General features: G+C 62.8%; 10 protein-coding genes. All 10 read left to right on the plus strand.

From position 1 onward, the window contains the following. Window position 1: 1 nt before the first annotated feature. The 10 genes from HK436_RS12145 to HK436_RS12190 all read left to right on the plus strand — a co-directional run bounded on the left by HK436_RS12145 (window position 2) and on the right by HK436_RS12190 (window position 11369). Window positions 2-3904: a baseplate multidomain protein megatron gene (locus tag HK436_RS12145; RefSeq protein ID WP_173190286.1), complete on the plus strand. Its 3903-nt coding sequence runs from the start codon at window positions 2-4 to the stop codon at window positions 3902-3904. A 40-nt stretch (window positions 3905-3944) separates the two neighbouring features. Further along, on the plus strand, window positions 3945-4151 hold the full coding sequence (locus HK436_RS12150) for a hypothetical protein (RefSeq protein ID WP_173190288.1): 207 nt from the start codon (window positions 3945-3947) through the stop codon (window positions 4149-4151). A 58-nt stretch (window positions 4152-4209) separates the two neighbouring features. Then, entirely contained in the window at window positions 4210-4518 is a 309-nt protein-coding gene (locus HK436_RS12155; RefSeq protein WP_173190290.1) for a hypothetical protein, read from the plus strand. Between the two features lie 84 nt (window positions 4519-4602). Continuing rightward, window positions 4603-5268, plus strand: coding sequence for a response regulator transcription factor (locus HK436_RS12160; protein WP_173190292.1), 666 nt, complete (start codon window positions 4603-4605; stop codon window positions 5266-5268). Window positions 5269-5307: 39 nt separating this feature from the next. Beyond that, window positions 5308-6690 carry an ATP-binding protein gene (locus HK436_RS12165; protein WP_173190294.1) on the plus strand — a complete coding sequence of 461 codons (1383 nt, stop codon included), beginning with the start codon at window positions 5308-5310 and terminating at the stop codon, window positions 6688-6690. Window positions 6691-6750: 60 nt separating this feature from the next. After that, on the plus strand, window positions 6751-7251 hold the full coding sequence (locus tag HK436_RS12170) for an RT0821/Lpp0805 family surface protein (protein ID WP_244648925.1): 501 nt from the start codon (window positions 6751-6753) through the stop codon (window positions 7249-7251). 88 nt (window positions 7252-7339) lie between these two features. Further along, window positions 7340-8467 (plus strand): c-type cytochrome biogenesis protein CcmI, encoded by a 1128-nt coding sequence (gene ccmI / locus HK436_RS12175; protein ID WP_173190296.1) that lies wholly within the window; start codon window positions 7340-7342, stop codon window positions 8465-8467. Continuing rightward, window positions 8467-8904 carry a cytochrome c maturation protein CcmE gene (gene ccmE / locus HK436_RS12180; RefSeq protein WP_173193417.1) on the plus strand — a complete coding sequence of 146 codons (438 nt, stop codon included), beginning with the start codon at window positions 8467-8469 and terminating at the stop codon, window positions 8902-8904. The genes ccmI and ccmE overlap by 1 nt, the downstream gene beginning before the upstream one ends. Before the next feature lie 18 nt (window positions 8905-8922). Beyond that, the gene (locus tag HK436_RS12185) at window positions 8923-10914 is read left to right on the plus strand and encodes a heme lyase CcmF/NrfE family subunit (protein WP_173193419.1); all 1992 of its coding nucleotides are present in this window, start codon (window positions 8923-8925) and stop codon (window positions 10912-10914) included. Next, the gene (locus HK436_RS12190; protein WP_173190298.1) at window positions 10911-11369 is read left to right on the plus strand and encodes a cytochrome c-type biogenesis protein; all 459 of its coding nucleotides are present in this window, start codon (window positions 10911-10913) and stop codon (window positions 11367-11369) included. The genes HK436_RS12185 and HK436_RS12190 overlap by 4 nt, the downstream gene beginning before the upstream one ends. Window positions 11370-11493: the final 124 nt, after the last annotated feature.

The following is an 11493-nucleotide window of genomic DNA, read 5'->3' on the forward strand; positions in this document are numbered from 1 at the left end:
CATGGCGACTATCGTTCTGCAGGCTGCCGGGGCCTTTCTCGGCGGCATTCTTGGGCCTGTCGGAGCCGCTCTGGGTTCCGCAGCCGGCGCGATGGCCGGCTATATGCTCGATCGCAGCCTGTTGCAGAGCTTCCAGCATGTGGAAGGGCCGCGACTGAGCTCGATGCGCCCGTTCATGGCGGAGGAAGGCGCGCCGGTCGCGCGCGTTTACGGCACAGTGCGAACCGGCGGCAACGTCATCTGGGCAACACGCTTCGAGGAAAGCAGCCAGTCGCGGCGCGAGGGCGCCAAGGGTGGGCCGAAGGTGACCACTTATGCCTACTTTGCCAATGTGGCATTCGCGCTGTGCGAGGGCGAGATCAGCGGTGTGCGCCGTGTATGGGCGGATGGGAAGGAGCTGGACCTCGAGCAGATTACGATGCGCATCTATCGAGGGAGCGAGGACCAGCCGGTCGACCCGCTGATCGCTGCAAAGCAGGGCGAGGGCAATGCGCCCGCCTATCGCGGCATGGCTTGTGTGGTCTTCGAGCGGTTTCCGTTGGCCGAATACGGCAATCGCATTCCGCAATTCCAGTTCGAGGTTATGCGGGCGACGGGTTCGTTGAACGACAAGGTAAAGGCGGTCGTGCTGCTGCCCGGTTCAACCGAATATGGCCTGCTGCCGCGCGCCGTCACCCGCGCGCCTCGGCCGGGCGTGACGGAGCAGATCAACAGGAACATGCTCCAGGGCGCATCGGACCTTGTGGCGTCGCTGGACGAATTGCAGGCGCTGTGTCCGGATCTCGAAGAGGTCGCCATCGTGGTCACCTGGTTCGGCAGCGATCTGCGCGCCGGTTCGTGCACGATCCGGCCGGCAGTCATGCACAGCGACACTCACGGCTATTCGGAACCGTGGAGCGTCGGAGGCATAACGCGCGCTGCTGCTACCACGGTGAGCTCGGTCGACGACCATGCATCGTTTGGCGGCACGCCGTCCGATCGCTCGGTCATCGAGTGCATCGGCGAGATCAGGAGTCGCGGCCTGCGGGCGATGCTCTATCCATTCGTCATGATGGACATCCCGCCGGAGAACACCCTCCCCAACCCGTATGGAGGAGAAAGCCAGCCCGCCTTTCCCTGGCGCGGGCGCATAACCTGTAATCCCGCGCCCGGCGCGGAAGGAAGCGTCGACAAGTCTGTCGGCGCACGCACGCAGGTGGCGTCCTTTTGCGGGAGCGCGGAGGTCGCCGATTTCGAGGTTCATGGAGGCGGGGTCGCGTATACGGGCGACGGCAGCGACTGGGGTTATCGCCGGCTAATCCTGCATTACGCGCATCTCGCGGTTGCTGCGGGCGGTGTCGACGGGTTGCTGCTTGGATCGGAAATGCGCGGGCTGACGACGCTTCGTGACGAAGCGAATGCGTTTCCTTTCGTGGAAGCGCTTTGCCAACTGGCCGGCGAGGTGCGGGATTTGCTCGGCCCCGAGGTGGCCATTACTTATGGGGCCGACTGGTCGGAATATTTCGGTCATCAGCCGGCCGACGGGTCCGGTGACGTATTCTTTCACCTCGATCAGCTGTGGTCGCACGACGCAATAACCGCGGTTGGCATCGACAACTACATGCCGCTCTCCGACTGGCGCGACGAGGACTACGCCGGAGGAAATCCCGACGGGTTCCGCAGCCCTTACGACGTGGACGGATTGCGCGGGCAGATCGCCTCCGGGGAAGGGTATGGCTGGTATTATGCCAGCAATGCTGCCCGTGCCGACCGACACCGGTCGCCGATTACGGACGGTGCTTATGGAAAACCCTGGGTCTTCCGGTTCAAGGACATCAGGTCGTGGTGGGAGAACCAACACCACAACCGGATCGGCGGCATCGAAGCGGGCGTGCCGACGGACTGGGTACCGGGTTCGAAACCTGTCTGGTTCACGGAAATAGGGTGTCCAGCGGTCGACAAGGGGCCGAACCAGCCAAACGTGTTTCCCGACGCATTGTCGTCAGAGGCGGCGTTGCCGCATTTCTCATCGGGCGGGCGTTCGGATGACGCTCAGCGGCAGTTCCTGTTGGCGCATCTCGACCACTGGAATCCGGCCAGCGCCGTCTTCGATCCGGCGCAGAACCCTCTCTCGCCGATCTATGGCGGCCGGATGGTCGATGCGGATCGGCTATATATCTGGGCCTGGGACGCGCGTCCTTTTCCTGCGTTTCCGGCGCATTCGGCGCTCTGGAAGGATGCGATCAACTGGCACAAGGGGCACTGGCTGAATGGCCGGCTTTCGGGCATTGCACTGAGCGATCTGGTTCGGGCGATCCTGGCCGATCACGGTTTCACCAATGTCGACGCTGCGCGCTTGAGTGGTACGCTTTCAGGCTACATGCTCGAGGCGCCGACCACGGCGCGCGCGGCGCTTGAACCGCTGGCGGAATTGTGCGGCCTTGCCGTGCGCGACGAGGCCGGCACAATCCGCTTTCAAGATGCGAACGCGTTCGAGGGCGATTCAGTCAAGATCACAGAGATGATCGTTGAGGAACAGGCGGCTACGCTGGAGCGCGTCCGCCTTCCCGATCGCGAACTGGCGACGGAAGCGGAGCTCGCCTTCGCCGACCCGTTTCAGAGCTATCAGCCGGCGCTTGCGCGAGCCGCTTCGCCGGGTGCCGCCAAGGGCGGAAGCCGCGCGCTCAGCATTCCAGGGTGCCTCGAGATAGGGGCCGCATCCGCTTTGCTGGACGACTGGCTGGCACGACAGCGCAATGGAAGGGAGAGTATCGCATTTTCGGTGCCACCCGGACAGGTCGACATCGCTCCGGGGACGCTTATCTCAATGGCAGGCGAGACTGGCGGACGCGAGTATGTCGTAAACGAAGTGGAGATCGGCCTAAGCCGACGGGTTTCGGCACGGCAGGTCGTACGCTCCGCGCCGACGCCGTGGCATGTCACCAGCCTGGCAGGTGCCGACACGCGTCCGTCCGTTCCCGGGGCGCCCTATGTGGTTCTGCTGGATTTGCCGATGTTACCGGGTAGCACGACACCGGAAGACCAGTTCCGCGTTGCCGCCTACGCGTCACCATGGCGAACACAGGCAGCTTATGCCTCGCCGGAGGAAACCGGTTTCGCCCTTACCGCCAGCATCGCCGCACAGGCGACCATAGGCGAACTGGTGGAGGCGAAGGGGCAGGGGCCGGAAGGAAGACTGGACCATCACGGGGCGATCACTGTTGCCTTGTTCGATGGCGCGATGGCTAGCGTACCGACCCTTCAGCTTCTGAACGGCGCAAACATGGCCGCCATCCGCGCCGACAACGGCGTTTGGGAAATCGTCCAGTTCGGCGATGCGGAAGAAATAGCGCCATCGGTCTGGCGGCTGACCAGGCTGCTGCGCGGCCAGCAGGGAACCGGCGATGCGCTGGCTGTCGGCGTCTCCGCGGGCGCCCCGTTTGTTCTGCTGGACCACGCCGTCGTCAAGGCCGGTCTGCCGCCCGAGCAAGCGGGGCTCGCCCTGAACTGGATGGTCGGACCAAGCGGCCAGGATTTTGGTGGGCCTACGCATGTCGGACTGGCAACGGCAGGCGGCGTCAGCGCGCGGTTGCCTCTGGCGCCTGTGCATCTGCGCCTAGCCAGGCAATCCGGTGGCGATGCACTCGTCACATGGACAAGACGCGGCCGGATCGATGCCGATAGCTGGCTTTCCGAGGAGATACCGCTGGGCGAGGAATACGAACGCTACCGCGTCGAGGTGCGGGACACGGGTGGTGCAATGGTTCGCACGGCAGAAACGGCTGCCGCGAACTGGATCTACGACGCGGCGTGGATCGCTTCCGATCTTCCAGCCCTGCCGGCGGGCATCGAAATCACCGTCCGGCAGATCAGCGCTACGGCCGGGGCAGGGCTGCCGACGACCCGGGCGTTCCTGATTTTGTGAACCGGCTCGCAATAATCGCAATCAACAAGGAGAGTAGTGCATGGAAATCCGCAAACCGTGGTATCTTTCACGAACGATCTGGGCCGCGCTCGTAATGGTTGGCGCGACGACGGCTGGCGCGTTCGGGATATCGGTCGAGGAAGGCGAGACGCAGGCGATTGTCAACGCAATCCTGCAGGCCGTCGCCGCCGTCGCCGGGGTTGCCGCCATATTCGGGCGACTGGCCGCGACCACCCGGATCGACTGAACGGGCCATATAGCAATTGTTCATTCCGTGTTCAGCCGCGTTGGGTTAGAAACACGCCATGACCCAGTTCCGAACCCTTCTGCGTAAAGCGACCATCGGCATTTCGATGGCAGGCGTGTTCGCATCCTCCGTTGTGGCGGCACCCCTTGCGGTGCCGTCAGTGCCGGGCGCGCCCAATCTGGTTGTACCGGTGTCGGGCGACTGCTACGCCATCGGAATGCAACAAGCAGCCCAGGTAGGCGGCCAGCTTGCCCGGGCCACGCCGGAGGTGCGCGGAGGCCAGCAGGTCTGCGTGATCGTGGTGCTGATGCCAGCGCGGGATGGCCAGCGCCCGCGGCGCAATGAGATCGTCGTGCCGATGGGCTGAAGACAGAAGCCGGCAGCCACTTTGCCGGTATGCCCGAATCCGGCAATATCCGCCGAGGGTCAACTTTATCCGACAGGAAACCCCATGCGCATACTCGTGGTCGAGGACGACAAGGACCTTAACAGGCAGATCGCCGATGCGCTGACCGATTCCGGCTATGTGGTCGATCGCGCCTACGATGGCGAGGAAGGGCATTTCCTTGGCGATACCGAGCCCTACGATGCAGTGGTACTGGATATTGGGCTGCCGCAGATGGACGGTATCAGCGTGGTCGAGCGCTGGCGGCGCGACGGCCGTAAGATGCCGGTTCTGATCCTGACGGCGCGTGACCGCTGGAGTGACAAGGTTTCCGGCATTGACGCAGGCGCCGACGATTACGTCACCAAACCTTTCCACATAGAGGAAGTGCTGGCGCGGCTACGCGCGCTCATACGCCGCGCTGCCGGCCATGCGTCTTCCGAACTGAGCTGCGGCCCGCTGCGTCTCGACACCAAATCCTCCAAGGCGGACGTGAATGGCGTGCCGCTCAAGCTCACGTCCCACGAGTTCCGTCTGCTCGCCTATCTGATGCATCATATGGACGAGGTGGTGTCGCGCACCGAGCTGGTCGAGCATCTTTACGATCAGGATTTCGATCGCGATTCCAACACGATAGAAGTGTTTGTGGGCCGGTTGCGCAAGAAGATGGGTGTCGATCTCATCGAAACCGTGCGCGGCATGGGGTATCGCATGCGCGAGGTGCAGGATTGACCGGCGCGCGCGAGCGCAAGACCTGATCGGCGGGCGGCGATGTCATCGCTGAGGCGCCGGTTCAACTCCCTTACGTTTCGAGTCGTCGCCTTCTCGACTCTTTGGGCCGTGGTGGCGCTCGTTGTCATCTCGACAGTGATCTCCTCGCTTTTCCGGCAGGTCAGCGAACGCGGCTTCGAAAGCCTGCTGACGGCGCATCTCTTCAATCTCATCAGTTCCGTGGGCGTCGGCGACGGCGGCAGGCTGGAGGGAACGCCCAATCTGGGCGATCTGCGATTCACCGTGCCGCAATCGGGGTGGTACTGGTCGGTCGAGCCGGTATCCGGCGTCAGCGGTCAGCTCAGCTCGCTGTCGCTGACGAAGCCGGTTCCGTCACCGCCTTCGTCCCAGGTGCCGTTCAGCAGCGAATTCCAGCGCAGCTATGTCACCAACGGGCTGGGAGGGGAGACGATCGAGGTGTTCGAGAGCGAGTTCGTGCTCGACGGTGACAACAGCATCGCCCGCTTCCGCGTGATGGGTAATCGCACAGAACTTGAAGCCGACATCTCCGATTTCGAACATCGGCTATACCTTTACCTGACGATCTTCGGCGCCGGTATGATTGCAATCAACGCGCTGGCCATCATTGTCGGTCTCGATCCGTTACGGCGTGTGAGCCGATCGCTGGCCGAGATCAGGGCCGGCGCGGCGCAGAGGCTCGACGGCAACTTTCCGGTCGAAATCGCGCCTCTTGCCAACGAGACGAACGAACTCATCGAAAGCAACCGGCGCATCGTCGAGCGATCGCGGACGCAGGTGGGTAACCTCGCGCACTCTCTGAAAACACCTCTGGCCGTGCTGACGAATGAGGCGCGTGCCATCGGCGGCGCGAAAGGTGGGCTGATCGCGGACCAAGCCGCTTCCATGCGCCAGCAGGTGGAGCACTATCTCCAACGCGCCCGGATGGCCGCGCAACGCGACACGATCGTTTTCCGTACGCCGGTAAAAGCGACACTTGAGCGAATGGTCCGTGTCGTGGGCAAGCTCAACCCGCAGACGCGGCTGTTGACACACTTTCCGCAAGACGAGCTCGTATTCGCAGGCGAGCGGGAGGATCTGGAGGAGATTGTCGGAAATCTCCTCGAGAATGCGATGAAATGGGGTCGGAAGACGGTTTCTATTGGCCTGGAGGCGACGCCGGAAGAAGGCCAGCATCGCAGCTTCAGCCTGATCGTCGAGGATGACGGGCCTGGCATTCCCGAAGAGAAGACGCGCGACGCCCTCATCCGCGGGCGGCGGCTGGACGAAACGAAACCGGGTACGGGACTTGGTCTCGCCATCGTCGCTGATTTGGTCAAGGAGTATGGTGGCAGCCTTCAACTGTCCCGCTCGGAGCTGGGCGGGCTCAAAGTGTCGGTGGTACTGCGTCGTGCCCAGGAATGATGCTTAAATTGCCGTCATGCCATTTATGCGCCAAAGTCGCAGGCAAGAAGGCTTGAACTGATGGCAGGCAGAGCCGATCTACCTGCCGGCGATAGCGGAAAGGCGTTCAAGGTTATGGGCTGGAAGACTGGCTTTGCAGGCCTGTTGGCGATGGCAGTTCTGTCGGCATGCTCGACGACGGGCGGCGGCTCCGGTTCGGTCGTGCAGGCCTTTGCAGAGGATAGCCGACCCGCCGAGAAACCTGTTGCCGCTGCAATCGTGGACGCCATGGGCGGTGGGTTGATTGGCGGCCAGATCGGTACCAATCTTGACCAGAGAGAGCGCCGCCGTGCGCTGGAGGCGGAATACAGGGCGCTGGAATACACGCCTGCCGGACAGGCCGTTGCATGGGGCAAGGAAGGTGGGCGCCGTTACGGCGAGGTCGTCGCCGGTTCGCCCTATCGTGTCGGCTCGCAGGATTGCCGACAGTATGTCCATACCGTCACCGTCGGCGGACAGGCGAATTCCGCGCGCGGAACAGCGTGCCGCAATCCGAACGGAAGCTGGACGCCGCTCGCGTAGGCTGTTGCGGGCGCAGGAACCGACAGTCGCCAAAAAGCCGCACGTGCCGGTCATTGGCTTGCCATGATGCAGCGGGTATCTGGGGTTCATGCTGTTCTGGATCGTTGCCGCACTTCTGACGCTGCTCGCCTGCCTGGCGATTCTTGTGCCGATGGTGCGCGTGAAGGCACACGCGAGCGCGGACTCGGATCACGACCTTGCGGTGTACCAGGACCAGCTCGCCGAGCTTGAGCGTGATGTTGGCCGTGGCGTGATCGGCGAGACCGAAGCGGAACAGGCCAGAGCCGAGATTGGCCGCCGCATACTGCGGATTGCAGGCGAGGGGCGGGGCACCGGCTCTTCGAAAAGTTCGAGAACAGGTCGAACGATTGCTACGCTCGCTATCCTCGCAGTGCCGCTGGCGAGTTGGGGTATCTACGCGGTTACCGGCTCGCCGGAGCTGCCGGGGCAGCCGCTGCAGGAGCGGCTCACCGCCAATCCCGCCGAAAACAGCATAGAGGAGCTGGTGGCGCGTGCGGAGGGGCATCTGACCGCCAATCCCGAGGATGGCCGGGGTTGGGACGTCCTTGCGCCAATCTACTATCGCATGGGGCGCTACAACGATTCCGTCGTCGCCTACCGCAATGCGATCCGCCTGCAGGGTTCGAGCGTAACCCGGGAGCTCGGGCTTGGTGAAGCGATCGCGGCCAATGCCGGCGGTACGATCACCGTCGAGGCGCAAGCCGCACTGGAAAGGGCCCTGGTGCTGGAGCCACAGAACCCGCAAGCGCAATTCCTGCTGGCAACCGCTCTGGCACAGGAAGGCAAATCCGCCGAAGCTTCACAGGCCTGGCGATCGATGCTTGCGGGTTTGCCGACAAACTCGCCATGGCGCGGCGCGGTGGAACAATCGATTGCCCGTCTGGGGGAGCAGCCGGCGATACCGGGACCCTCCGCAGAGGACGTCGAGGCCGCAGACTTGATGTCGGACAAAGACCGGGCTCAAATGATCGAGGATATGGTTGCAGGGCTCGACCAGCGTCTGCGCGACAATCCGCAAGACGCGGAAGGGTGGCAGCGGCTGGTGCAGTCCTATGTGGTTCTTGGCAGACTGGACGATGCACGCGACGCGCTTCAACGTGGACTTGACGCGCTGGGTCGGCCCAGTCAGCCGGCAGCGTCGCTTGAAACCTTCGCTGCCGAACGAGGCGTGACGCTGAACGGACAGGCGGAATGATGACGCGCAAACAGAAGCGACTTGCGGTGATCGGCGGGGCCATGGTCTTTCTCGCGCTGGCGTCCGGTCTGACGCTTTATGCGCTTGGCCAGAAGACTTCGTATTTCTACATGCCTGCCGAACTTGTCGCAGCGCAAATCGAGCCGGGCCAGCGGATCAGGCTCGGCGGGCTGGTCGAGAAAGGCACTGTACTTCGCGGTGAGGGACAGGACATTTCGTTTTCGGTCACCGACCAGGTCGGTTCGGTCACGGTGGCCTATAGCGGCATCCTGCCCGATCTTTTTCGGGAGGAGCAGGGCGTCGTGACTGAAGGAACACTGCGACAGGACGGTGTCTTCGTGGCCGATAGCGTCCTTGCGAAGCATGACGAGAATTATATGCCCAAGGAAGTGGCCGACGGCCTGAAGGCCACCGGCCTTTGGCAGGACGAGGACTAACGGAGGCGCTGAACGTTGATCGTTGAAACCGGCCACTTTGCGCTTGTGCTGGCTTTCGCGCTGGCGCTGGTTCAGTTCGCCGTTCCGCTGGTCGGCGCACGGACAGGTGATGCGCGGCTAATGGCGGTCGGCGGCCCGGCTGCTGTCGCCGGCTTCGCGCTGGTGGTGCTGTCCTTCTTCGCCTTGACGGCAGCCTACGTGCAGTCGGACTTTTCGGTTGCCAATGTCTGGGAGAATTCCCATTCACTGAAGCCGATGCTCTACAAGGTGACCGGCGTCTGGGGCAATCACGAGGGCTCCATGTTGCTGTGGGTCCTTATCCTCACCTTCTTCGGCGCGCTCGTGGCATGGTTCAGCGGCAATCTTCCCGCGACGCTGCGGGCGAACGTATTGTCGATACAGGGCCTTATCGGCGCGGCATTTCTGCTTTTCATTTTCGCTACCTCCAATCCATTTGCCCGGATCAACCCGGCTCCGATCGAGGGGCGCGACCTCAATCCCATTCTGCAGGACATCGGTCTGGCGGTGCATCCGCCGCTGCTTTACCTGGGATATGTCGGCTTTTCCGTCTGCTTTTCCTTCGCGGTTGCCGCCCTCATCGAGGGCAGGATCGATGCGGCGTGGGCGCGCTGGGTTCGGCCCTGGACGCTTGCAGCCTGGATATTCCTGACCGGCGGTATAGCGATGGGCTCCTACTGGGCCTACTACGAATTGGGTTGGGGAGGATGGTGGTTCTGGGATCCCGTCGAGAACGCTTCGTTCCTGCCATGGTTGTCAGGCACCGCGCTGCTTCATTCGGCCATCGTCATGGAAAAGCGTTCGGCATTGAAGATCTGGACGCTGCTGCTCGCGATCCTGACCTTCTCGCTGTCGTTGCTCGGTACGTTTCTTGTACGCTCCGGCGTGCTCACCTCGGTCCACGCTTTCGCGACCGACCCATCACGCGGTCTGTTCATCCTCGCCATCCTGGTGTTCTTCATTGGCGGTTCGCTGAGCCTGTTTGCACTGCGCGCGTCATCGCTGACGCAGGGCGGGCTTTTCCAGCCGATCTCCCGCGAGGGTGCGCTGGTCCTCAACAACCTGTTTCTGACGACCGCAACCGCAACCGTGCTGATCGGCACGCTCTATCCGCTGCTTGTTGAAGCAGTGACGGGCGACAAGATTTCGGTCGGCGCGCCGTTCTTCAATATGACATTCGTGCCGCTGGTTGTGCCGTTGTTGCTGGCGGTGCCGTTTGGGCCTTTGCTTGCCTGGAAGCGCGGCGATCTTGCTGGCGTCGCCCAGCGTCTCTTTGGAACTGCCGGCGGCGCATTGCTGGCCGTGATGATCGCGCTTTTCTTCATTGACGGTACCGGCGTACTGGCTGCCCTCGGCATCGGCCTGGCTGTGTGGCTTATGCTGGGTGCGGTCACGGATCTCGCGCTCAAGGCGGGTATCGGCAATGTCGGCGCCAGGGTGGCCGTTCGCCGGTTTGTCGGCCTGCCGCGCTCTGTCTTTGGCACGGCCCTCGCGCATTTCGGCCTTGGCATTACGACGCTGGGCATCGTTGCCGTCATCTCGCTTGAAATTGAAGAGATCGCAGTCATGCGTCCGGGCGACACTCTGACGGCTGCTGGATACACGCTGCGTTTCGAGGAAATTTCTCCCTACAGGGGCCCGAACTATACGGAAGATCAGGGCCGCTTTGTCTATTTCGACGCGGCTGGCCGGCGGGTCGGTGAAATCGTGTCCTCAAAGCGCTTGTACACCGCCCGCCAGATGCCGACGACGGAGGCGGGCATAGCAACACGTGGTTTCAGCCAGCTCTACGTGTCGTTGGGCGATCCGACCGCCGATGGCGGTGTGGTCGTGCGGGTGTGGTGGAAGCCGCTCGTTCTGCTGATCTGGCTTGGCGGCGTGGTCATGATGGCCGGTGGTACCGTCTCGCTTCTCGATCGTCGATTGCGTATCGGGGCCCCAGCGGCCCGTCGCGAGCGTGTTGCTCGCCCGGCCGAGGCCGCAGCTGAATGAAGCGCTTCCTGACGACACTTATCTTTTGTGCTGCGCTGGCGATGCCGGCCTTCGCCGTGCAACCGTCCGAGGTGCTGGATGATCCGGTCCTTGAGAAGCGGGCTCGCGACCTTTCAGCAGGCTTGCGGTGCATGGTCTGCCAGAACCAGTCTATCGATGACTCCGATGCCGAACTGGCTCGCGATCTGCGCGTGCTGGTGCGAGAGCGTTTGGTTGCCGGCGAGACCGACGAACAAGTGATCGATTACGTTGTTTCGCGCTACGGCGAATTTGTCCTGCTCAGGCCCCGCTTCAGCATGCGCAACGCAATGCTATGGGCTACGCCCGCAATACTGCTTCTGCTAGGCGGCGGCGCATTGATGATTTACGCCTCACGGCGGCGGCGTGTGGCGCCGTCGACCCTGAGCGACGAGGAAGAAAGCCGCCTTCGTGACATCCTGAAGGGCTCTGAATAGTCTGCCAGCGGCAGGGTCGTCGGCAATATTACCAAAGTTTCATGTGCCGGAAAGAGCGCCGTAAGGTTGGCGGTCCTATCTGTGTATCCAGCGATGCGAGCCATCCGCATCCAAGAGGATTTCA

Source organism: Neoaquamicrobium sediminum (assembly GCF_013240295.1).
Lineage (GTDB): Bacteria > Pseudomonadota > Alphaproteobacteria > Rhizobiales > Rhizobiaceae > Aerobium > Aerobium sediminum.